Raw genomic sequence first — 23,274 nt, forward strand, 5'->3', positions numbered from 1 at the left:
TTGCGCATAAAAATAAAGAAAAGTGGCGTATTTGCCCGCCTGGCGGCGAGGCAGGAACTACGCCCCAATTCCTTACACTTGAGAAACTTGCACATCCAAGAAGAGTTGCTTGTCTATCTGGATGTAGTCAACGTGGCTCGCTCCGCCCGGAGTAAAGCGATTCAGCTTTATACCCTCGTTTATTAATTCCAAGCAGGCTAATTATCCGAAGTATTGACTGCGGAAAGAATCATATCAATCTGAGCCCAATAAACTTTGGAACGGCTAAAGACTTCGCACCCTCCCAGACAGATGAAAACACCCCCCTCTACCCATCCCCACTATACCCCCAGGGGTATCTCTCTCCGGGGTATCCCGAGCGCGAAAAGGGAGTATCTCGAAATTCTATTTAAGGGGAACAAAAATAGTTATGCCCTCCTTACAGGGTATCACCACCCCCTATACCCACCTACCCTATACCCTCCTCCCTACCCCTATTCGGACCGGTCAAAGCACTTGGAATAGGGGGGTGCGACGGGAAAACGAACATATTGATTAAATCAGGATCGAAATGCAAGGAGCTTTTTAGGTTATTAGTAAATTGATGATTGGGCAGACTCGAAAAAACGCGCCTTGAATATCAGGAAAACAGCGGATTATAAGGGGCGGAGACTTCGGCGACGTCCTTGAACGAAGTGAGAGTGGGAAGTCCATGTCATCACCCAGCCGCTTTGCCCTATCGTAAGTATACTTTATCTTATCCGTGGTGCCGGATTCCGGACCGTCCATATAGATTTGTGTCCCATCCTCCTTATAGCCGTAGACGATCTTTCCCAATCTGTAATATATTGATTCTAGCACAGATTCGCGGTTTCTTCACTTCACCTGCATTCGTGGTCCTTCGGCTCGAGGTCACTTGTCCGTCGCAGGTACAAACCTGCTTACTTCTTGAAAGATGCCTGCTGTTGCTTGGAATATTCCTGTATCTTCACCTCTATATCAGCAGGATTCTGGGAGGCGTCTTTCATCACCTGGTATGTTATTTTCTTCTTTTTATACAGGTCAAAGAGGAAGTCGTCCAACAGAACCATTCCCTGGTTTCTGCCGGTCTGGATGGCGGAAACGATTTTATGCGTCTGGTTTTCGCGTATCAAATGTTCTATCGCAGAAGTGGATAACATTATTTCAAAAGCGGCTATAACGCCCGGCTCATCAGCCCTAGGCAACAAAACCTGCGAAATTACCGCTATCAAAGAAGAAGCCAACTGAGCTCGGATTTGCTCTTGCTGTTCCTGCGGGAAGGCGTCTATCACACGATTGACAGTCCGCGCCGCGCCGGTAGTGTGCAGCGTCCCGAAAACCAAGTGTCCCGTTTCCGCGGCGGTAATGGCAGTCTGGATTGTTTCCAAATCCCTCATTTCCCCCACCAGTATAACGTCCGGGTCCATGCGCAACGCTTTAGTGATGGCTTCAGCAAAAGAGCCGATATCCGTGTATACTTCGCGCTGGGTAATAATGGATTTTTTATGCTCGTGGTAATATTCTATCGGGTCTTCAATCGTCACAATATGGCAATCGAATTCTACATTAATATAGTTTATCATGGCGGCAAGCGAAGTGGTCTTGCCGCTTCCTGTCGGACCGGTCACCAGGATAAGCCCCCTGGGACGCGACATCAATTCCTTAATCGTATCCACCGGCAAACCGACCTCATCCAGGCTCCTTATTTTGGAAGGAATGAGCCTTAAGACGATTCCGATATTTCCTTTCTGCTTAAAAACGCTCACGCGGAAGCGGGCTTTTTTCTCGAAAGCGAAGCCGAGGTCGCATCCGCCTTTTGACTGCACTTCCTGCTGCTTGCTTTCCGAGGTTATCGCCTTCATATAAGCGGTGGTATCGTCATTGGTCAGTTCCGGGATATTCAATTTGCGCAAACTGCCGTGCAGGCGTATAATCGGAGGGTTGCCTACGGTTAAATGCAAATCAGATGCGTTTTTATCAACGACCAATTGCAGAAGTTTATTAAGTTCTACTGCCATCTTATTTTCCCTTTATATAAGAACAGAAAACACAAACAATGGGGTTTAACCGGTTAAGCCATCAATACGCGATATCTTCGCGTTTGGTCATGAGAAGCACTTCTTCCACGGTGGTAATGCCATCCAAAACCTTGCGGACGCCGTCATGGAGCAAGTTGACCATTCCGTTCATAATCGCCTGTTCCCTTAATTTCAGGGTGGATTCTTTTTGGAAAGTCATTTCCCTTATGGTAGAGTTCATTTCCATCAATTCAAAAAGTCCCTTTCGCCCTTTGTATCCGGAATCCTTGCACTCCTTGCAGCCAATTGCCTGATAAATCGTCTTGCCGGCGATATCTTTTTCCGAAAGCCCCAAAGCAGCCAATTCTTCCTGGGTCGGCTGGTAAGGCTGTTTGCATTTAGGGCAAAGCACCCTGACCAGGCGCTGGGCCAATATCGCCTGTATAGATGTCGAAACAAGGAAAGGCTTGACACCCATATCAAGAAGCCTGGTAAGCGATGAAGGTGCGTCATTCGTATGCAGGGTGGAAAACACCAAATGGCCGGTAAGGGCCGCCTGTATGGCGATTTCCGCGGTTTCTAGGTCGCGGATTTCGCCGACCAGTATGATATTCGGCGCCTGCCTTAACATCGCCCTGATAATAGAGGCAAAGGTAAAACCTATATCCGTTTTTACACGGCACTGGTTGATTCCGGGAAGCACGTATTCCACCGGATCTTCCGCGGTGATTATTTTTACATTGGGTTTGTTTAACTCTTTAAGGGCGGCGTAAAGAGTGGTGGTCTTGCCGCTTCCTGTAGGGCCGGTCACCAGGAAAATGCCATTGGGCTTTTTAATAATACTCCGGAATTTCTGGTAATCTTCCGAATGGAATCCCAATTCTTCCAAAGTGACCAGAGCCTCTTTTTCCAGGAGCCTCATGACGATACTTTCGCCGTGGGAAGAGGGCAAGGCAGAAACGCGGATATCAAAATTCTTGCCGTTTAAAATCAGCGGAATCCTTCCGTCCTGGGGCTTCCTTTTTTCCGCGATATCCATTCCGGACATAAGTTTAACGCGCGAAAGCAAAGAACCCTGCAAACGCTTCGGTGGTGATTCTATCGGGACGCACATGCCGTCAATGCGGTAGCGAATCCTTAATTCTTTTTCCATCGGCTCGATATGAATATCGCTTACCCTGTTTTTCACCGCGTCAGCCAGTATCATCTGGACGAGCTTGATAATCGGTGCGTCATCGCCGGCCTCCTCATCCTCATCGGTTTTCCTGACAGAGACATCGCCTTCATCGGCGCCTCCGATAATGCCGTCCAATTCCGAGCCGACCGAACCGTAATATTTGGTCACCGCCCCGAAAAACTCTTCCGGGGTAGTCAGGACGCATTCCAAGTCCGCATTAAGTAAAAACCTGAGGTTATCCAGGACAAAAACATCAAGCGGCTCTATCGAGGCAATCGTCAGGGTGCGATCTTTTTTGGTCACCGGAATAATCTTATGTTCCATCGCAATATTCTTAGGAACAGTCTGGATGATTTCCTCCTTGATTCCACCGGTCGACAGGCGGACGAATCTAAGGTTATGCTGAACGGCCAAGGCGGAAGTAACCTGATTCTGGTTAGCCCAGCCTTTTTCGATGAGTATCTCGCCGATGCGCTTAACCGGTGTTTTCGCATCGCCTTTTTCCGAAGCGGCTTTTTCGGACATTTCCTGCTGTATTTTTAAAGCCTCTTTGACTTGTTCCGCAGTAACTACTTTTCTTTCCTTTAGTATCTCGCCGATTAATTTACGCTTCATAATAACTAAATATTATAAAATAAAACCAGTTTGTCAAGTCAATCCAGACTATTTTGCCTGCACAGGCGTTTGCCCGGATGACTTGGTATCGTAATATTCCTTGAAAGCCTCAAATGCCTTATCATCATAGAGGACGAAATAAACTGTTTCGAGGAGGGGATACTGCTTAACGAAGGATTCGGCAGTATCTATCATAATTTGGGCACAACGGGTAATGGGAAATCCGGCAACGCCCGTCCCAATCGCAGGGAAAGCGATTGACTTGATATTATTTTCTTTAGCCCTCATGAAGCTGTTATAAGTCGAGCTTTTAACGGAATCTGCCGTAGCCCATCCGCCCAATGCCATACTGGCGGCGTGGATGACATATTTGGCTTTAAGAGTCCCGCCCGTGGTAATTGCTGCTTCGCCTATCTGGATAGGAGCCTTGGTATTGCATTCAGCCTGTATTTTCGGACCTCCTTTTTGGCGTATGGCACCGGCAACGCCTCCGCCGAGAATCAAATCGTTATTAGCAGCATTGACGATGGCATCCACGGACATCTCGGTAATATCGCTTTTTACTATCTTTATCTTATCCATTATTTCTTAAATTAGGTGAGATTTTGCTCAAAGTTTCCTTTTCTTCAGGTGTTAAGTTTTTAAACACGGCGCTTTGTTTGGCAATCTTTTCCCGCCGGACGATTTCCCTGAAAGTGAGCTTAATATACCGCGCGCCCAGTTCGGAAATATTTAATTCTACAGGATAAAGCCTTAAAAGCGGGACTAAAGCGCGCTGGTCGCCCACTTTCCTGAGCGTTTCAATCACATCAACATGGACACGCTTGGTTCCATCGGCCAGCAACTGCAGTAAATCATCAAGCCCATCGCGCGTCCCAAGGTCACCCAGCAAATCATGTATGCGCAAGCGCACTGTTTGGTGAAAATCGCTCGGTTTTTTCCCGGTAGCTTCTGCAGAACCGTTCGCTTGGTTCCCATTAGAAGACGCTTTCTGCAGTTCCTGATTAATATTCTTGATATAGCCGATTAAAACCGGCACGGCACTTCTGTCATTCAACCTGATAAGTGTTTCCGTAATGCTTTCCAACAGGGTCAAATCCGTCGGTTTTTTAAAATCATTTATTTTCTTAAGCGCTTCAATCAAAGGCGGCACGGCCCGCTTGCCGATTTCTTCCAGGGCAGCGGAAACCTGGAACGCCAGAGTAGAATCCGTCGGATTTTTAAAAAGGATATCGACCAGCTTTTGTGCCGCAACCGTCCCCAGGCGGTTCAGGCGGGCAATAGTAGAATTTCTTATTTCAAGATCGGAAGAAAATATCCCCGGGACGAGAGACAGTATATCCGCATCGGAAACTTCCGATGGCATCTTATCATCAATCTTTTCCCAAAGCTTCAAGTTAAGCTTATCCAGTTCGCTGTGGTCCATCAAGTCGGGCATGCCCGACATTGACTCGCCATCAGGGTTTGTTTCTCCCATAATTCATTCCACCTCTCTAGCAATACTATACAAAATTTTCCGGAAATGTAAAGAGTAAAATTAGTTTTCTAGAAAGATTTTTTTAAGCGCGCCGGCTCCGAAGGCACGCTGAAATTGAGTTTCACGCGCGTAAATATTTTTCCGCATCCACTTCATCGCGTTTTAATTTATAAATTGCCTCTTTAATAACAACGGTATCGGTTATCCCGGCCGCGCGGCAAGCCCGTTCAAGCTGGTGCAAAACCTGTATGGCCAAACGAAAAGTCCGGACCAGGTCGCCATCTGCCGCGCTGGTCCATTCGTTCAAAGCTTCAAATGGAGTTCCGGTAGACCATGCATACGCCGCGCCACTCAATTTAAAATCAGGTTGTTTGGAAAGTTCCGTGATACCATTTTTCCTTTCTTCACGATCAATCCGGTTACTCACTTCCATAACCGGTTTATAAACATTGGTGAGCTGATATTTGGGAATCCTCTGGTACATCTCGCGCCGCTTGGATTCAAACACAATAGCAACACAAAGGATATTCAATTCATCTGGGGTAAGTTTTTCCAGAACCCTTCCTGCAAAAAGCTCTCCCATAATCAATTCATACCCGTAAATCTGTCGGGCGAAATGTCCCAAACCGGTCAGAGACTGCCCCCTTATATACCCCATCCGTTCCAACAGCCTTAATTTACGTCGGACCTGCTCAACCGTTTCGGCAAAACAGATTTCCCCTCTTTTAAAACCCCTATCTTTCGTTTTTCGATGGACGCGTATTTTAGGTTTAGCCTGGAAATTACTCAGGCTTTTGGCGCAGACATCATAAATATTCTCCTTAAGCTTATGGTAAAGATTCAAGAGGCACGCATAAGAAAGGTTGAATTGGCTTTTAACCGGCTCAATCGGTCCGGCGGTTATCTGTTCCACAAAATGAGGGCGAATATAAGGACGTTTAAGGTAGCTGTAAACAAAGCCGACCTCATCAACCCCGCGCCGGCCGGCACGCCCGGCCATTTGATGGTAATCCCTGCTTTTTATAAAATTCCGCCTGACACCGTCAAATTTAATTAAATCATCGAATATTACGGAGCGGGCGGGCATATTCACACCGACCGCAAAAGTTTCCGTGGCAAAAAGTAGTTTTATCAACCCCTTAGTAAAAAGCTGTTCCACAATTTCCTTCAAGGTCGGCAACATCCCGGCATGGTGAAACGCCACGCCGTTAGAGATTAACGATGAAATAAAACCGACCGATTCATTAGAAAACTCCAAACCGTATTTCAGGCATAATTCGGAAAAAATCTCTTCGGCTTTTTGCTTTTCCTCATCATTCAACAAACCGCGTTTTAGGTTAGTTTCCGCTCGTCGCTCGCAATCTTTCCTGTTAAAGAGGAAATAGAGACATGGCAGCTGGTTTTGTTTCACCACATAATCAACAACCGAATCGCGCACGGTGCGATTCCATTTAAATTCGACAGGAGACACTGCTTCGGTCATGCTTTTTATCTTATTCAATGTCTTTATGTTGCCAACCCCGATATTTTCTAGGAACAACAAATGACGCAAAGGCACCGGACGCTGGAATTCCTCAATCACCACCAAATTATCATTACGGACATTTTTAATCCATCTGCCGAGCGTATTGATATTGGGTATAGTGGCACTAAGAGCTATGATTTTAATCTCTTTGGGCGCGAAAATAATGCTTTCTTCCCAGACAGTGCCGCGCTCCTCATCGTCAAGGTAATGGACCTCGTCGAAAATGACGTATGAAACGTCTTTCAGCCTTTCCGGATTTTCCAAGATGCTATTGCGGAATATTTCAGTGGTCATGATGAGCGCACGGGCATCAGGATTAATTGTTACATCGCCGGTAACCACACCGATATCATTCCCGTACTCACGGCTAAAATCGCGGAATTTCTGGTTGCTGAGCGCTTTTATCGGAGCGGTGTAAACGATACGCTTACCTTCCTTCAGGATTTTTTCCAGGGCGAATTCTGCGATAAGGGTTTTTCCTGCACCGGTCGGAGCGGCCACCAGCACAGACTGGTTGCGTGATATTGCTTCAATGGCTTTTTCCTGAAATGGGTCTAACTTAAGACCTCGGTATTCCATCTATTTTTTCTGGCTTTCTTCTGCGGGCGCTGGTGTGGGTTCGGTTTTTCTCTTGGATTTTTCCGCTTCTTCCTTTTTTTTCGCCTCTTCATCTTCCTTCTTCTTTTCTTCCACTCCTTTTTCCCATTCTTTGAATTTATCGGCAAATTCCCGCTCCTCCTGGGAAGGCACTACTTTTAAACGAATAAAACGACTTATGATTTCATCATATCTTTGTTCATTCCATTTATCGGGAGGGAATTTCTCGACCAGTGCCCGGCGATCCAGCACGGCTTTCAATTCCAGTGATTTCAACCAGTCGTCATAAACTTTTAAGAACTCCTTTTCGTCAGCGCTACGGTAGCTTTCCATTTTTTCAAGTATATCGGTTTTCCTATCCTCACTCCAACCTTCATCAGGATTGAATTTTTTCAGTATCGCCATCAGCTTTTCCCGTTCTTTTTCTTCTTCCGTCTTTTCCGGCACCTCCGGAGGGGTGCCTTCCTTGATTGTAGTTTCCTTGGATTGGACAGGCTGAACAACCGGTTCATCTTCCCGCCAGGTTTTTTCCAGCCTTTCTGTTTTTTCCTTTTCTATCTGCTCTTTTTCCTTATCGGTCAACGAATCGAGTGTCTCTATCTTCTGGATGTTATTTTTATAAACGCTGATATTGCCGTCAAAATCCGGGTCGTCATAAGAAACATCAAGCGTGATTTTTTCCTTGGTGATTACCTTAACAATGCCGGAAATCTGTGAACCCGTTTTTGGGGTAATCCTGATGTGATCATTAACCTTGATATTGGCGAACGAATCCGCATCTTCGGCAAAAACCGGCGCCGCTAAGCAGGCGACTATGCACAATAAAATGCCCAAAGCATGGCTAAAGGTGTTTTTGTAAAACATATTTCTCCCTCCCTTTAAACCTTACTCCTGCAAATAAATAAGCAGGTTTCTGTGCGCCAGTAGTATGATATCATCCTTTTTATCGTTGTTGATATCGATGATTTTTATATCGCGCGGTTCGTTAACCGGCAGGTTGCGCCAGCGATAATCCTCGCTTTCCTCATCCAACAAATCTGTTTCCGGGTCTTCAAAAACCTGGAACGTCAACTCCTGGTTTAATTTATTTTTTTCATCTATCGAAAGTATCTCCATATTATGCCGTTTGCCTTCTATCAAAACCACGTCTTTTTTCCCGTCGCCGTTGACATCGCCAATAGCGTACCTGGTATAAACCCCGCGTTTAATCCGCGTGGCATAATCAGCCAGAGGCTCAAACTGCGGGTCAGTCACATCGGAATAAAGTATACCGAACCGCTCCTGCCCAAACAACATTATATCCTTTTTCCCATCGTTATTCATATCTTCGGCAAAAATATTTTTGATCGTCAGGTAACTTATCTCGATATTTTCTAAGATTTCATAAACGCCCTGGACATTCTTTTTAAGGATTGTCAATAACTTAAGCTGGCTATCGTAAAGGATGACTTCGGGTATTTTATCGCTATCCAAATCAAAAGTAAAAGCGGTTTGGACAACCGATTCTGATGACTTACCGTTATACTGGTCTATAACCTGAGGGCTTCCGCCGTTCCAGTCAAGCGAGCGTACAAAATTATTCTGCGAAATAAGCATCTCGTTTATACCATCACGGTTAACATCCCCCCAAGTAAGCTCGACCGGATTAAGCTTATTTAACAAGCTTGTCAAGGCTGTATTGCCAGTCGTAATATCCTTGAAAGAGCCGTCTTTTTGTTGTGTGAATATGATCGGAGAACTCATCTGGAAAAACAAAATTAAATCAGGCTGTTTATCATTATCAACATCTATTGCTTTAATTTCATCCACGACAGTCCCTTGCTTTGCGGTGAGTTCGATTTTCTGCGTCTGGGACCATTCTCCTTTTTCATTTAGGCCCATTACAAAAATAAATCCTTTTTCCGCTTTTTCGTTACGCGCGCCATAAACAAGGTCGAGCTTTTTATCCTGATTCATATCAGCAATGACAAATGCCGTCGGCGTTTCTTCCGGCAGGAAAAGCGGTTTCGGGAAAGATAATCTTCCCTCGGGCGTCATTTGCACAAAACTAATGCACTTCTCTTTAGAGCTGATAATTACCACCTCGTTTTTCCCGTCGTTATTAATATCGCCGATTGCGGCATTCTGCATACCCATGAGCGAAGGATAAACCTTTTTTTCAGCCAGATTGCCTGATTCATCCTGCAAATACAGGCTGATTTCCGCCCGGGAGCTATCCACATAAACCACATCGAAAAGCTTATCAGCGTTAACATCGCCTATTGCCAGACCTTTAGAAGAACCGATACCGATCTTAAAGAAATAATCACGGCTACGGCTTAAATTGAATTTCTTCTTTTCGTCAGGTTTTAATTCATCTGGTTTAGAAAAGCGATAGATTTTAAAGGCATTAGTCTGTGCATGCATTGCAAGCATCTCGTTTCTCTTATCTCCGGTAATATCCTCGAAATCACCTATTCTGATACCCTCTATTTTCTGGGTTATTTCCGGTGCAAAACAAAAATTAGTTAGCTGTTTACGAAAAGACAGCAATTGTCCACTTGGCTCAAAGAATATCAAATCCTTTAAGCCGTCTCCATCGGCATCCGCCAGGTGAAAATCCGCCACTTTCTTCATGGTGTTTTCATATTTCACCGCCTTACGGAAAGACCGGTCCTTTTCGTGGAGAATAATATTAATATCCTCATTATTTAAAACGATAATCTCATCTTTCTTATCGTTATTGATATCCTCGACCTTAAGAAGGCTGCCCCGGTTATCCAACTCTATTTCCTTTGGAGAAGAAAACGCCCTTTTATCCTTCTCGTGAAAAAGGATATTAACCTTGCCATCGCTATCAAGGAAAACAATATCAACCAACCCGTCGCCGTTGACTTCTCCGGTAGTCATCCCTGAAGCAGCTTTTTCCATGACGAAAGATTCCTGCATAAACCTCGGATCTAACTTATCTGTCTGGTAGAATACGGACACCTTTTTTTCCGTGCCGTTAACTACCAGAAAATCAAACCGTCCATCTCCATCAAAATCCTGTATACGAAGGTTATTCATGTTTTCCCCGATTTTAATAGTCTCAGGGCCCAGGAATCCGTATTTTTCGGAAACACGCTTGATTTCATCCCGATTGAGCCTGGTTTCCCCTGTTGCTTCCTCCCCAACCGCCAGTAATCTGGATGCGGCCACAAAAACCATGCTCATTATAGACAGGATGCATATGGCAAAAAGAACGTTTCTTTTATTTATCACCTCTCCCCCCCATTATTCTGAAATCAACCTGATATAATCCCTCGACATAAAACCATCTTTAACGGGATAAAACTGCCCGAAAGATTTCAATCCGGCAAGGTGTTTTTTAATCGTTTCAATTTTAGGCATAAGCTTCAGTAATTCTTCTTCCGGACCGGGATCCTTCGGTTTCTGGAATCTTTTATTCATCTCGGAAACCTTATTGAAAAGATTCTCCATCAATTCAACATATTTCACCCAATCCATATACGACACAAAAGTTTTATTAGCATCAATTTTGTTCTTGATCAGTATTTTGGCGAAATCCGCATCAGCCAGCAAAGAGCCTTTGTTTTTACCGGCAAGCGCATCCGCAACCGTGCGAAGATAATCAGCTGGAAAAGCAAACACAAAGGTATCATTGGTAAAGAAATATCCGGCCAATTCCTTCCCTGCCGGCGCTTCGCCTTCGTCTTCTTCCATCCCCATACCACCGCCGCCAAAATTAGATTCGACTATGTGCAAAGTAACCCCATTATAGTCTTTCTCTTTCAAGCTGACAAATCCGCCTTCGGCAAATATCTTTTTTACAACCTGGTCATGAGCTTTTTTAAACTTATCTGCCTGTTTGATATTCCCGATAATTGCAATCTTCATCGGGAAAAAGCTCGTTAAATCCATTGGATCGGCTTTGCCCGCATTCGGTAAATCCTCCAATATCGCAAATTCGCTCCCGAAAGCTCCGATGATATCATCCTTAATCTTAAGCCCAATCTCTTCTTCGCCCGACTGCATTTCTTTCATCATCATATCAAATTCCTCTTTGGGCACCACTTTGGAAAGCACATCCATCACTTCATCATAGATTTCCGTAGGGGAAACAGCCATGCCTAAATAAAGAAGCGTTTCCTTGGGAACAGCCTTCATGGTATTGAATTCTGCGGTAGCTGAAGAAGAAAGTATTTTCCATATTCCACGCTTGGCGCCTGGAATATCGAGATAAGTAAAACCAACCATCCCATCTCCTTCAAAGCGGCTTGAACCGGCTAAGCTCTTCAAATCACCCAGTCCGGTAAGTTCAATCACCTTTTCCACAGTCTTGTTTAACTCATCTATCGCTTCCGGTGAAGTTGAACCGTATTTCATGTTTTCTTTAACAATCCATTGCTTAAGCATTACAACCAACGGCGAGACATTGACAAAAAACGTCTGGAGCCTTTCTTCGCCTATTTCAGCAACTATTTTCTTATAGGAAGCAACCGTATTCAAAGACTTATTTGCCCCTTCGCCTTTATAATTGTCAATCACCTTCTTAAATCCCTTTTCCCCGTAAGCCAGGAAAAAGATGTCATCCATATAACCGTATGAAACGTTGAGAGATACTTTCTTTTCATAGAACGTAAAATATGAAACTTTTTTGTATTCATCTGCTTTTTTATAAATCTCTTTTTCGGTCAGCTGGGTGCAAATTTTATCTATCAGGTTGTCTAGCGCCTCCTTATTGGAACCCGCACGGGCAAGAAAAACCACGTGGGGGACAGGAGTAATATCTTCAACCTCAACTTCTTTCTTCACATAATCATCCGCTTCCTCATCCCATTCATACTTGGTCACTTTTTTTGTGCCGGTTTTTAATTCAATAGTGTCCAGGATAAAGGCAACCTGACCGCTGAAAACCGTTCCGAGCGCAGAAGTGATTTCTTTCAGCGAAATCTGGGTTTTTGCAGTAACCTCTTTTTCGAATTCTTTTTGTATCAACTCCATCGCCTTATCCGTAAACTTTTTGACCTCTGGATCATTCCACAAGTTATTTATAAAAGATTTTTCTATAACATCACTTACGCGTGCCATATCATCAATTGAATAATACACATAGACATTTTCCGGAACAAAGCTGTCAAAATTAGGCTTCATTTCCGGCGCCTGTGCTCCTAAGAAAAGGCACAGCACTATTGCCATGCACAGGGCCGTTAAAACGGTCAGTTTTTTCATATGCATTCTCCTTCTCCCCAAAATCTGGGGCAGGTCGCCTAAAAGGCAACTTTTTATTTCTTCTTATCTTTCTTCTTATCTGCATCATTAGTTGACGCAGACTTCTTACGTGGAGCCGGGCAATAACGGTAACCGTAATTCGGGTTATCCTTATCGTAAGCATAAGCCTCTATGCTCTTGATAAACTCAAGAATATAATTACTGGGCAAACCAAAACCAAGCCCTTCATAATAAGAAACACCATAGGTAACCAGCCCGATTACCTCTCCATGGGCATTAAGAAGAGGACTCCCGCTGTTGCCCGGATTAATCGGCGCGGTTGTCTGCATATAAGGCAACCCGCGGATATCCCTGCCGCGGGTGCTGACAATCCCTTCAGAAATAGTCCGCTCCAAACCCAAAGGATTCCCGAAAGCAAAGGTCGGATCACCCTTTTTGACCTGGTTAAAATCACCTATCATCACCGGCATCAAGGTCAAATCCTTTAAATCAGCCTCTTTAATCTGGAGAAGCGCGATATCAAAATAACGGTTGAAACCGAGAATAGTCACTTCATCAATTTTCTTCTTATCTACGGTGTTGCCTTTCTGCTGGTAGATAGTAATGCCGATTTTAGTCTCGCCTGCAATAACGTGGTGGTTGGTAATAATATGCCCCTTTGGGGTGATGACAAAACCGGAACCACGCAGGCTTCCGCCCACGTTAACCGCTACGATTGAATCATTGTGTTTATTGGCAACCTCCGTGGCACTGTAAACTCTTTTCACTATCCGCCTGGGCTGGGTAATATAACTAACCAGGTCTTTGAATTCAGCCGGTTCGCTCTTGGCATCGTCGGACGGCGGTGTTTCGGTAGATGTTTTTTCTACTTTGGCAACTTCGTCAGAAGGAATATCAATAATGGTAAACCCGACATCAAGGAAAAGCGATTTATCGTTCTGTTTAACCACCTTCCCTGTCATCTTCTCCCCATTTTTAAGGGTAACTTCTTCCGCGTAAATCGGCAGGATTACTAAAGAAACGAGAATCAATATAGTCAGATATTTCTTATACATTAATTATATCCTCCATTTCGGTATTTAGTTAAGGGTAAGTATAAATAGTATTATTTGCTTTGGCAAGAAAATCATTAAATAAATAACTCTAATATGATTTTATTAAGTAGAGAAAGATAATCTTACATTAAATGAGCTTAAAGAAAAGGTTTATACAAAGCCTGGGACTTCTTTATCTTGAGTTTTGTTTATCCGGATATACAGCCTTTCAGGAATACAATTTATAAGTTACGCAGAGCCTGCAAAAGGATTCCAAAAATATTTTGCCCATTTCATATACTATCCCCGGAATGACTCCAATATTCCGTTTATTTGATGGAGCACGATGCATATCGGAGGGATGCTTAGGAGCTTTACGTAATTTGATAGAGGTAACGGATAGACAGGCTACCAAGAACGTTTAATTGCAGCAGGGGAACCCATTATTACAAGCAAAGATTTGGCGTGCTTTCGCTAGCGACATCACCGTTGATTGAAACCTGATTTCGTCCGGCAACTTCCCCATATACATGAGCTTATCAGCCCTGCAGACCAAACTGACCACAGTATCATTTATCTTACCAAAAGTCGCTCCGATTGAGACCGTTAGACTTATCGTTTCCGAATCGACAAAGAAATCAGAACGTTCGATCACAAAACGCAACCTGTCTGCGATATGAAACAGTCTATCCTTGGCAAAATTATTCACTATGGCGATGAACTCCTCGCCTCCCCATCTTCCTAAAAAATCATACGGGCGCAAATTACTCGAAATCTTATTGGCCACTGTTTTGAGCACTTCATCCCCTACATGGTGTCCGTATTTATCATTAATCGTTTTGAAACGGTCGATATCAATAAAAAGAATACCAAATGGCCAGTCATAAGTTCTCAAATCATCCAGCCGGCTACTCAACTGCATTTCGGTAAAACGACGGTTACCTATCCCGGTAAGCCCATCGGTAAAAGCCATTCTTTTTAACTCTCTGTCATTTTTTAATCCGGCCATGCGCGAAGTGCTGACCCTGATAAGCGCAACAAGATTTTTCACCTCCCGATTAAAATCCTTAACGGGAGCAACGCTTAAAGTAATCGGGAACTTATAACCGTTTTTGCTTTGCAACATATATTCCCGTTTATGGATTAAACCAGTCTTAACCGCTTCGTTTAACAAGCATCTACCTTTATGGCATGGATTATCATCATTATCATCAAAAATCTTAAAAAACTCCGTGTTGCAGAATTTACCGACCGTATCAGAACTTTTGACTCCGGTCAAACGCTCTAATCCCTTGCTCCAATAAGTTATTTTACGGTTTATATCAGTGCAATAAACTCCATAGGCAAGATGGTTTAAAATATCTATACTGTTAGAACCTATAAAGAGACTGTCTGTATCTGAATTCATTTAGTTATGTACCAACTCTTTTTTGCCGTTTTGGTGTGTTTTCAAATCATGCAATATCTAACGGTATTTAATTTCACATTATAAGAAAAGAATTCATATTGTCAAGCATTAATTTTAAAATATTATGTTTTTTTATAACTCCTTAATTTTCCTTATGCATTCCAATTTAAGTGCCAGGGGAAAAGAGTTTAGCTTTAATTTGAAGTATGGCATATCAAAGGATAAAGTTTGCAGGCGACGCAGAATCCGAAAAACGACTCTAACGCCGCGAAGAACATCACCGCGCCTGCCGTTATAAACGAAGCCGTTTGCATATCCGCCAGCAAAAAAACCGCCATGATAACGCAAAAGAAGGTGCCTATCTTTGCCGCGAACACCTTGCGCGCCATATCCTCCATCCGCGGCTTTACTCTTAAAAGCTTCAGGATAAAAGAACTGGTGATGCTTAACGGGCTGTATTTCGGATTGATAAAACCGCGGATAAGGAAATCCGCCGCGGCGGCATAAACGATTATCTCCTCTTTTGTAAAGATAAACGCCGCCAGCGCGGCCAAAACCATAAAGGCGTTAAGCCGGGCGACCCTTTCATTCCCCAGCTTCCCGGATATCGGGCAGGCAACATTCATTTTTCTTCACCTCCAAACAACGGGATTAAACCGGAAATCTTCAAATAATATTAAACGCCCTCACTCCGTAAATGCTTTTGTTCTTCATATACCACGCCAAATCAACCAGCTCCAGGTTATCCTTTATCACTTTCTTAAATATATCCTCCCAGTGCATATGGACAAACTGCTTTTTGTATTTAGGCATGAGAAATGAACGTATATTCTTTGTCACCGGCAGGCTTTCCGGCTTACCCCGCTTAAGGTTCAGGACATGCGCACTCCTCAGATTCACCACGAACCAATCACGCGCGCCGGAAACCTTTGCCATGGATGCGGCAAACGCAATATCACGGAAGAGCTCCTCGTAAAAAGGCGTCGGCGGATTAGCAACATCAAAGATAGGGTCGTTCCTGAGATATTCATTATCCAAGTAATATTTCTTAATGAGCTCCGGCACCTTTGACGGCTTTTCGCCCGGCAGGCGCTTTGAGCCGCCGGCGATTTTATTTCCGCTCCCGAATTTGGCTTCTATCACGATGACCAGTTTCCTGGGGATAACGAGCATGACATCCGGCTCGGTCGGCGACTCCCTGATATCGCTTTCTAAAGCCTTCCGGACTTTTAACAAAGGCTGGCAATGCCTGAACGTCCCGCGCACCAAATCCACCTTTCCGTCCCAGAGATATAAATCCGCCGGGCGGGTATAAACCTTGCCGGTAATCAGGGCGACCAGCTCGGCCAAGGCGTATTTATTTCCGGCAATCAAGCTGAAAACATTCCAGGTGAGCGCATCGCCGCTTGATTCATAAGCCGGACTGATTGGGTCCGCTTTTATCTTGCCCTTCAATATCCTATTGATGTAAAAATCATTATTGAACCGCAGGCTCCGTTTAAGCGCCAGTTCTTTTTCCGTCTGGCTTATTCCGTTAAAATATGTAAAGGTGTTTTTATGGACGCGGATTCCGTGGACCGGGCAAAAAGGAAGGAACTGCATCCTGCCCTTGACGCGCCGGAAAGGCGCTTTGGACAAAAGCGCGTCGCAATTCTTTACCGGGCAAAGCCCGCTCTTCAGGCGGCTTGCCTGCAAATCGTGCCGGCCGAACGAAACCGTGCATCTTGATATCATATTTATCTCCTTTTATCAGTATCACGGTATTTTACTTTTGCTTTAAGCCCTGTCAATCTAATATGAACCGGCAGTTGCTGAAAGAAACGCCTGCCGATTTTAAACCCGCCCCGCCCATCATATTTTTCTTGCGCTTAATATGGGTATTTACTAAAATACTTGCTCTCAGCAAAAACAAGGAGACCTTATATGAAAAAGAAACTGTTCTTCCTGGTTTTACTCTTATGCATCGCGCTCATCCCGCTTACAATAGCCGGCGAACAAAAGCTTAAGCTTAAATGGGAAAAAACATCGGACGACGCCCTGAAAGCCGCCCAGCAAACGAATAATCCGGTATTGCTCTTTTTTGTCTGCGGGGCCTGAGGGCTGGAATCCGGAGCTGCCAGCCGTGTGCTGGCAAACGACAAATTCATCGAAGCCGCCCAAGGTTTCCATTTAGTCAACGGCACTGAAAAAGACGCGGAGAAATTCAGGGTTCCCCCTGACACGAAAAAATGCGGCATTGTCATAGTCGATCCCTTCGGCGACGAACTGGCCATGGGCAGGATATACGACCCCGACGCCCCGGAAAACCTGGCACTGGCAATCATCAGCAAGGCACTTAAGATTTATGATTCCGAAATAAGCTGGCTGGATTCCGTCGAAAAGGGAATCGCCAAGGCGAAAAAGAGGGATAAGCCGGTCCTGGTTTTCATGGCCGACGATAAAAAGCCCTCCCAGCAAACCCTGCAAGCGCTGAACAGCCGCGAACTGATGCGCTTGCGGAAATATTTTGTATTTGTCAAAATAGCACATGACAAAGAATCTGAAGATGCGAAGAAATGGTCGGCGTCATCCGCCCCGTATATTGTCATCCTCAACCCTTTTGAAGAATCAGGCAAAGACCCGATGAAAAAGATATCCGGGCAAAAAAACGGCAAAACACTCCAGAAGACACTGGAGGAAGCAAAAAAAGCCTATGACCAGATAAAGGAAAAAAGGGCCAAAACAGAGCAGGTTTTCGCTCTCAACAGCTCATCATTCGAGGACGGGGAAATGATTCCCAACAGGCATTTTAAAGGCGAAAACAGCCCCTCGCCGAATATGTCCTGGCCGGAAACGGAAGGCGCCAAATCTTACGCGATTATCTGCGCCAATTCCGAAACAATCGATAACCTCGCCTGGATAACCTGGGTGATTTTTAACATCCCGGAAAAAACAAACGCGCTACCGGAAAATATCTCGAAAGGCGCCGAACCGAATGAAGTCAAGGGCGCCAAACAAGGCGTTAATAACCTCGGCAGCACCGGATACGCCGGCCTGATAGCCACCAGCGGACGGGGAAGCCAAGAATGTTATTTTACGCTTTACGCGCTTGATACGATACTTGAATTAAAAGCCGGGATAAAAGCCGCGGAATTGCTGAAGGCCATGGAAGGCCATATTATCAAACAATCCACGCTGGTCGGGCTCTATAAGAATAATTAACACACCCCTCAGTCCCCTCTTTGTAAGGAGGATTACGGAGCGGCAGCGAAGTCCCTCCCCGATGGGAACAAGGGTTGCCATCCAATCACCGTTTAATTACCTTCGTCTTTAAGGTATTGAATATTATTTACCGCGCTGCTATTTTTGTATATATTATCCATATGGATTTTATCACCATCTTTTTAATTGCGCTCGGGCTTTCGATGGACGCGCTGGCGGTTTCCATCACCAACGGAATCATTATAAAGAATGTCAAAATAATCCATGCCTTCAGGATTGCCCTGTTCTTCGGTTTATTCCAGTCTTTTATGCCGGTCGTCGGCTGGCTTGCCGGATTGGGATTAAAGGGATTCATCTCCGGCATGGACCACTGGATTGCTTTCGGGCTTTTGGCGATAATCGGCGGCAAGATGATTTACGAATCGTTCAAACTGGACGCGGGCAAAGATAAAAACGAATCGCTTAACACCTATATGCTCCTGATTTTATCCGTGGCGACGAGCATAGACGCCCTGGCAGTCGGCTTCACGCTGGCATTTTTAAATGTCGTGCTGATATTGCCTGTGGCGATTATCGGACTCGTCACCTTCGGGCTTTCCTTTATGGGCGTTTACGCCGGGAATAAGTTCGGTGCGCTTTTAGGAAACCGGATGGAAATCATCGGCGGATTAATCCTAATCGGAATCGGGCTGAAGATATTAATCCAGCATCTCTTTTACGCGTAATAACAGCTTCCAAACTACGCCTATTTGGCCATATCTTCCGGGTTTTCTTCCGGGAATTCATCCGGCGGCGGCGTTTCATCTTCCGGTTTTTTCTCTTCCTCTTCGTAAGGGACGGCTTCTCTAACCGCACCTTCACGCCTTAAATAGCTTTTATATGCCGTGGTGCCTTGTTTTATCTGCATACTTCCGGGTGGCTCTTCAAAAAGGTAGTCCACATCAGCCTCAAACCATTCGCTGGTTATGGTCGAACCAGCCGGTTCGGTAAGCCCGTATGAATAAGTGGAATAGACCGCCGTCCCCTTGTAATAAGACATCTTCCCCAGCACGTTAAGGATATGCGGGTCCCCGCTTTCCACGTTTATTGTCATGCGTTTTATTTCCCCGTTATTCAAAGCGTCAATAATAACAAGTTCATAAGCCCCCCTGCGCAGGCGCGTTTCGGCATTACTGCTATCCTCAAGCGTAAACCAGTCTTTGCCGCCGAGCTTCAAAAGGACTTTATACCCGCTGTAATTATCTATGTATACCGGAGCGATGGCGAATTTTATCCCGATGACCAGCCATAGCACCCATAACCCGATTACCAGAAGGTAGGTTTTTATCACGGATAATTTACTAGCAGACGAGGAAAGTGCATCTTTTAATCCAAACAGGAAACCAAGCACTAAAATACCGCTGATTATGGTCGTCCAAAGCCATAATCCTCTCCCGGCAATAAACCAGGCGCCTGCGGCAACTACCGCATACCCGATAAGCCAATACAAAGCCATTGATTTATTACCGGCAGGAACTTCCGGCTCAAGGCCTGGCGCATGGAGCCCTTCGGTTTGGAATTGCGCCTGCACTTCACCCTGGGGCGGTGGTACGGTCTTGGCCTGATAGTGTCTTTCCACCGCATCCCAGGAGCCTTCGGCGCCGAGCTTGGGGAAATACTGGCCAAAAGCTGTGCCGAATTTATCCAAGGCCGCGTTGCCGGAAACAACGCCTAACTTTTTATTGTATGACTCGCCCTCGCTTAAAAGCCTTTTTATCTCACCCGCGGGAACGGAGACAAGTTCGGTAAAATATTCCTGCTTCTCATCCTTAAAGACCAAAAGCACCTGTCCGCTTGAAATAAGCGATTCAATATATTTTTTACAGAGCGCATCGCTGATATCCAGAATGCGGTGGAAAAGGTAAGGCTGATCTGGCATATCATATAGTTTGGTGAACGAGGCAAGAAGCGCCCCCTCGGGAAAATAAAACATCCGGAAGATTACTGATTTACGGACGCCCTTGAAAGTATTGGGATCGGGCGGCGATATTTCCCAGGAAGGAACTCCTTCTTTGTAAGTAAGATTGACTGTCGGCATGTTTTATTTTCTCCTTATTACACGAAATCACGAAAATGGGAACTCGAAGACAAGAAAACTGATTTCGTGCTTTCGAACCTCTTTCGTGTTTAAAACTTATGCTAATTCTTAGAGCCGTATTTGTCAATAATAAAGAGTTGCCAATGGATAAATATGTTCGCCATCCTAAAGCATCAGGATTAATCGCCTCTTAATTTCTTATTGACAATCTGCCTTATCCTTTCATGCGATATATTTATTTTCCAGTTATCTTTTATCCATTTGGCGATTTTACGGGATGGCCAGCCTTCGGTGGATGCCCTTCTTTTTATCATATATGTCGACCATCCGCTCACGGACATAATTTCGTCAATCTGTTGGGCGGTTAATTTCCTGGAACGGACGGGATAAGTGAATCCGGCAAGCCCTTTTTCTTTATATAGCTTGAGCCATTGGTAAACCGAGCGGGAAGAGGTTTGCAATTCTTCGGCGATTCGTTCCACGGTATGGAATTCGTGGGAAAACCAGACTGCCTGGGCGCGTTTCCGTGCGTGGTAGTTGCCTTCGCCTGCCATGCGGGACATAAAATGCTGGAGCGAGGCAATCCCGGATTTATCCAGCTGGATGAAAATACATCTTCTTGGCATAAAACTCCTTGCCACAGAATCACAGAGTTCACGGAGAATATTTTTTATAAAGAGTCCAAGAAACCAGGAAAAATTTCATGGATTAATGATCTCATTATTAATATATTAAACTCTGTGTTCTCTGTGTCTCCGTGGCTATATTGTCAACTAATTTCTTCCACTTTGTCAAGCATTTTCTTCCATTTTGTCAACCCAATATTTCCGTTTATCCTATAAAACTCAATATAATCAACAACCATCTTCAATATAACGAGTTTCTTATTCGCTTTATATTGAAATATCTCTTTTTATACCCCTCTGTGCCCTCTGTGGTCGTATTTTACCCCAAAAAAGTCGGTTAATTCTCCCTTATCGGGAGATAAAAGGGGGGTTTTATTTCCGCACTTTTTATATTCGGCGGCTAAAACCGCCTGATTCGTTGTTATATTGAGTATTAGGCACTAAAAACCCGGTTAATTCGCCCAACCATGGAGATGGGGGTGGGGGTATCCTACCCCTACACCTCCATAACCATTACCCTGCACCCCTATAACCATTACCCTGCACCCTTATAGCCATTATCCTGCACCCCTATAACCATTATCCTGCACCCCTATAACCATTATCCTGCACCCTTATAGCCATTATCCTGCACCCTTATAGCCATTATCCTGCACCCCTATAGCCATTACCATGCACCTCCATAGCCATTATTCTACACCCTAATAGCCTATATGCTCTACCCTCATAACATAACGTATACCCTATACCTGTATAGCCATCGGCATATCTTAAACATCTTAGCTGACAGATTATTGGAAAAGTTTTCGGGAATGAGATTATCGGGACGGGAGTTCGGGATTAAGACTTTGACCACCTGAAACGATTAATCTTTTAAACTATTAAGCTTTTAAGCCTTTTGGACGTCAAGCCTTCGCTGGCACTGGGGGTTGTTAGCGGGATGAATTATTTTATTCTTCCAAGTTTGAATAATCTTGTTAGCCAATTATGAGACCAATACCACCTTTCCGTTTCGTCTATTACACAGGCAGCATATTTATCAGCAGGTAACCCATTCTCCTGTATCAATTTATCTGCATCTAAATAATAATCATGACTTTTCCCTTCCGTTAGCTCCAATCTTCTTGGATTGGTATCAGCGCATAATAAATACTTTTGCTTACTATTGCGTGGCATTAATAAACCTGCTCTCGAAAGTGTTACGGGTCTTCGTCCAACATTTATTGCCGTAATTATTAAAGAAGTAAGAACAGCACCATTAGGCTGAACTTTTGTGTAATTATCGCCAATTTTAACTTTTATATTTGCTCTGTCTCTACGATATTCAAATATCTTTAAAACAGCTAATATAGTCGCTAAAATACCACCCCAAACACCTACCCAATCAGTTAACTTCATATTACTTAAATCCATATTTATTACATTAAAGAGATTTCATAAACTCGTCAAACTTCATAATACGCCCATTATCTGCAAAGATACCTTTACAGTAACCTACAAGGTTACTATCATCAGAAACCAATATTGATGCTTCTCCTCCCAAGTACGTAGCGATATCAATGTCAAAATAGTCGTTCTCCACAATCCCCGTCCCTTTAATATAATAATGGTCTAATAATATACCCTGAACGAGTGAACTAATCTGTAATTTCTCGAACGGTGTACTCTGAATATTTTGTATCTCTTGGTTAGAAAATTGGTGTTTCCGGCATTCCCGAATAAACCATTCTTCAAAGAAGCTAACCTTTTCACCTTGGGCATCAGGCGCTTTTATCTTCGCAATGATATCTGCATTTTGTTTAGCAATGTCTTTAAAACCTCTAAGGATAGGAATTTCCCAGCCGCTTGAAAGCTCTTTATTCTTAAGTATCGTTACCCAAGAATTACCATCGCGAGATGATTCAATTTGCCCTGCTGTTGTAACCTCTCGCAGGAAAAAGTCAATAGCCTGTCGCCATTCGGTCCGTTGTGAGGGCGATATAGTTTTGTCTGCAAACACATAAAGTGTTCGTTTGATAAGTTCGTCCGTGTCAGGAAGAATATGTCCGTCTGAAAGTTGCCCAAAACGGCTTACGGCACAGCGAATCTCCGCCACATCCGCGTCCGTCAAGGGCGATTTTCTGTTTAGGTTTGACCCAAGAAGTTCTTGCAATACTCGCGGAATCCAGCCTGTTTTATAATCACTTTGTTTACAGGCTCTATCTAAACTTTCCCATTCTTTTTGGTTCAGCACACCTAATTTACGAACCGCATTGGTATCAAAGATAAAGTTAAGCTTAAAACCTGATATATGTGGTAACATAAT

General features: G+C 44.3%; 20 protein-coding genes. 4 read left to right on the top strand and 16 right to left on the bottom strand.

Going from position 1 to position 23,274, the window contains the following annotated elements; translation table 11 throughout:
• On the top strand, positions 1-186 hold the full coding sequence (locus HY811_05595) for a hypothetical protein (GenBank protein ID MBI4834273.1): 186 nt from the start codon (positions 1-3) through the stop codon (positions 184-186).
• A 734-nt stretch (positions 187-920) separates the two neighbouring features.
• On the opposite strand, the gene HY811_05600 is transcribed toward HY811_05595, so the two are convergent.
• The 12 genes from HY811_05600 to HY811_05655 all read right to left on the bottom strand — a co-directional run bounded on the left by HY811_05600 (position 921) and on the right by HY811_05655 (position 16,799).
• Entirely contained in the window at positions 921-2,018 is a 1,098-nt protein-coding gene (locus HY811_05600) for a type IV pilus twitching motility protein PilT (GenBank protein MBI4834274.1), read from the bottom strand.
• Between the two features lie 61 nt (positions 2,019-2,079).
• The gene (gene tadA / locus HY811_05605) at positions 2,080-3,810 is read right to left on the bottom strand and encodes a Flp pilus assembly complex ATPase component TadA (protein ID MBI4834275.1); all 1,731 of its coding nucleotides are present in this window, start codon (positions 3,808-3,810) and stop codon (positions 2,080-2,082) included.
• A gap of 48 nt (positions 3,811-3,858) precedes the next feature.
• Positions 3,859-4,392: a macro domain-containing protein gene (locus tag HY811_05610; GenBank protein ID MBI4834276.1), complete on the bottom strand. Its 534-nt coding sequence runs from the start codon at positions 4,390-4,392 to the stop codon at positions 3,859-3,861.
• Positions 4,385-5,287, bottom strand: coding sequence for a hypothetical protein (locus tag HY811_05615; protein MBI4834277.1), 903 nt, complete (start codon positions 5,285-5,287; stop codon positions 4,385-4,387). The genes HY811_05610 and HY811_05615 overlap by 8 nt, the downstream gene beginning before the upstream one ends.
• Positions 5,288-5,408: 121 nt before the next feature.
• A complete protein-coding gene (locus tag HY811_05620; protein MBI4834278.1) occupies positions 5,409-7,391 on the bottom strand; it encodes a DEAD/DEAH box helicase in 1,983 nt (660 codons plus the stop codon).
• Positions 7,392-8,273 (bottom strand): hypothetical protein, encoded by an 882-nt coding sequence (locus tag HY811_05625; protein ID MBI4834279.1) that lies wholly within the window; start codon positions 8,271-8,273, stop codon positions 7,392-7,394.
• Between the two features lie 21 nt (positions 8,274-8,294).
• A complete protein-coding gene (locus HY811_05630) occupies positions 8,295-10,652 on the bottom strand; it encodes a VCBS repeat-containing protein (protein MBI4834280.1) in 2,358 nt (785 codons plus the stop codon).
• Between the two features lie 12 nt (positions 10,653-10,664).
• Entirely contained in the window at positions 10,665-12,623 is a 1,959-nt protein-coding gene (locus tag HY811_05635) for a hypothetical protein (protein ID MBI4834281.1), read from the bottom strand.
• 53 nt (positions 12,624-12,676) lie between these two features.
• Positions 12,677-13,678 carry a trypsin-like peptidase domain-containing protein gene (locus HY811_05640; protein MBI4834282.1) on the bottom strand — a complete coding sequence of 334 codons (1,002 nt, stop codon included), beginning with the start codon at positions 13,676-13,678 and terminating at the stop codon, positions 12,677-12,679.
• Positions 13,679-14,078: 400 nt separating this feature from the next.
• Positions 14,079-15,065, bottom strand: coding sequence for a diguanylate cyclase (locus HY811_05645; GenBank protein MBI4834283.1), 987 nt, complete (start codon positions 15,063-15,065; stop codon positions 14,079-14,081).
• Positions 15,066-15,259: 194 nt separating this feature from the next.
• Entirely contained in the window at positions 15,260-15,691 is a 432-nt protein-coding gene (locus HY811_05650; protein ID MBI4834284.1) for a DUF4395 domain-containing protein, read from the bottom strand.
• Between the two features lie 40 nt (positions 15,692-15,731).
• A complete protein-coding gene (locus HY811_05655) occupies positions 15,732-16,799 on the bottom strand; it encodes a hypothetical protein (GenBank protein ID MBI4834285.1) in 1,068 nt (355 codons plus the stop codon).
• Positions 16,800-16,988: 189 nt separating this feature from the next.
• Here HY811_05655 and HY811_05660 point away from each other — a divergent pair, with 189 nt between their 5' ends.
• The 3 genes from HY811_05660 (at position 16,989) to HY811_05670 (ending at position 18,991) form a co-directional block, all read left to right on the top strand.
• Complete coding sequence (locus HY811_05660) at positions 16,989-17,162, top strand: hypothetical protein (protein ID MBI4834286.1); 174 nt, start codon at positions 16,989-16,991, stop codon at positions 17,160-17,162.
• Positions 17,163-17,189: 27 nt separating this feature from the next.
• Positions 17,190-18,266, top strand: a complete 1,077-nt coding sequence (locus HY811_05665) for a YbhB/YbcL family Raf kinase inhibitor-like protein (protein ID MBI4834287.1) — start codon at positions 17,190-17,192, stop codon at positions 18,264-18,266.
• 161 nt (positions 18,267-18,427) lie between these two features.
• The gene (locus HY811_05670) at positions 18,428-18,991 is read left to right on the top strand and encodes a manganese efflux pump (protein MBI4834288.1); all 564 of its coding nucleotides are present in this window, start codon (positions 18,428-18,430) and stop codon (positions 18,989-18,991) included.
• Between the two features lie 20 nt (positions 18,992-19,011).
• Here the strand turns inward: HY811_05670 and HY811_05675 are convergent, their stop codons facing one another.
• From HY811_05675 to HY811_05690, 4 genes are all read right to left on the bottom strand, one after another.
• The gene (locus HY811_05675; protein ID MBI4834289.1) at positions 19,012-20,343 is read right to left on the bottom strand and encodes a hypothetical protein; all 1,332 of its coding nucleotides are present in this window, start codon (positions 20,341-20,343) and stop codon (positions 19,012-19,014) included.
• A 179-nt stretch (positions 20,344-20,522) separates the two neighbouring features.
• Positions 20,523-20,969 carry a helix-turn-helix domain-containing protein gene (locus HY811_05680; GenBank protein MBI4834290.1) on the bottom strand — a complete coding sequence of 149 codons (447 nt, stop codon included), beginning with the start codon at positions 20,967-20,969 and terminating at the stop codon, positions 20,523-20,525.
• A gap of 945 nt (positions 20,970-21,914) precedes the next feature.
• A complete protein-coding gene (locus HY811_05685; GenBank protein MBI4834291.1) occupies positions 21,915-22,367 on the bottom strand; it encodes a hypothetical protein in 453 nt (150 codons plus the stop codon).
• Between the two features lie 25 nt (positions 22,368-22,392).
• On the bottom strand, positions 22,393-23,271 hold the full coding sequence (locus tag HY811_05690; protein MBI4834292.1) for a hypothetical protein: 879 nt from the start codon (positions 23,269-23,271) through the stop codon (positions 22,393-22,395).
• Positions 23,272-23,274: the final 3 nt, after the last annotated feature.

This window comes from Planctomycetota bacterium (assembly GCA_016207825.1).
Lineage (GTDB): Bacteria > Planctomycetota > MHYJ01 > JACQXL01 > JACQZI01 > JACQZI01.

What these genes read in the sequence shown, in the direction of transcription:
- HY811_05685 (MBI4834291.1), bottom strand. Translation starts at nt 22,367, where the DNA reads ATGAAGTTAACTGATTGGGTAGGTGTTTGGGGTGGTATTTTAGCGACT.
- HY811_05650 (MBI4834284.1), bottom strand. Translation starts at nt 15,691, where the DNA reads ATGAATGTTGCCTGCCCGATATCCGGGAAGCTGGGGAATGAAAGGGTC.
- HY811_05625 (MBI4834279.1), bottom strand. Translation starts at nt 8,273, where the DNA reads ATGTTTTACAAAAACACCTTTAGCCATGCTTTGGGCATTTTATTGTGC.
- HY811_05620 (MBI4834278.1), bottom strand. Translation starts at nt 7,391, where the DNA reads ATGGAATACCGAGGTCTTAAGTTAGACCCATTTCAGGAAAAAGCCATT.
- HY811_05600 (MBI4834274.1), bottom strand. Translation starts at nt 2,018, where the DNA reads ATGGCAGTAGAACTTAATAAACTTCTGCAATTGGTCGTTGATAAAAAC.
- tadA (MBI4834275.1), bottom strand. Translation starts at nt 3,810, where the DNA reads ATGAAGCGTAAATTAATCGGCGAGATACTAAAGGAAAGAAAAGTAGTT.
- HY811_05645 (MBI4834283.1), bottom strand. Translation starts at nt 15,065, where the DNA reads ATGAATTCAGATACAGACAGTCTCTTTATAGGTTCTAACAGTATAGAT.
- HY811_05610 (MBI4834276.1), bottom strand. Translation starts at nt 4,392, where the DNA reads ATGGATAAGATAAAGATAGTAAAAAGCGATATTACCGAGATGTCCGTG.
- HY811_05655 (MBI4834285.1), bottom strand. Translation starts at nt 16,799, where the DNA reads ATGATATCAAGATGCACGGTTTCGTTCGGCCGGCACGATTTGCAGGCA.
- HY811_05615 (MBI4834277.1), bottom strand. Translation starts at nt 5,287, where the DNA reads ATGGGAGAAACAAACCCTGATGGCGAGTCAATGTCGGGCATGCCCGAC.
- HY811_05670 (MBI4834288.1), top strand. Translation starts at nt 18,428, where the DNA reads ATGGATTTTATCACCATCTTTTTAATTGCGCTCGGGCTTTCGATGGAC.
- HY811_05675 (MBI4834289.1), bottom strand. Translation starts at nt 20,343, where the DNA reads ATGCCGACAGTCAATCTTACTTACAAAGAAGGAGTTCCTTCCTGGGAA.
- HY811_05690 (MBI4834292.1), bottom strand. Translation starts at nt 23,271, where the DNA reads ATGTTACCACATATATCAGGTTTTAAGCTTAACTTTATCTTTGATACC.
- HY811_05635 (MBI4834281.1), bottom strand. Translation starts at nt 12,623, where the DNA reads ATGAAAAAACTGACCGTTTTAACGGCCCTGTGCATGGCAATAGTGCTG.
- HY811_05680 (MBI4834290.1), bottom strand. Translation starts at nt 20,969, where the DNA reads ATGCCAAGAAGATGTATTTTCATCCAGCTGGATAAATCCGGGATTGCC.
- HY811_05660 (MBI4834286.1), top strand. Translation starts at nt 16,989, where the DNA reads ATGAAAAAGAAACTGTTCTTCCTGGTTTTACTCTTATGCATCGCGCTC.
- HY811_05640 (MBI4834282.1), bottom strand. Translation starts at nt 13,678, where the DNA reads ATGTATAAGAAATATCTGACTATATTGATTCTCGTTTCTTTAGTAATC.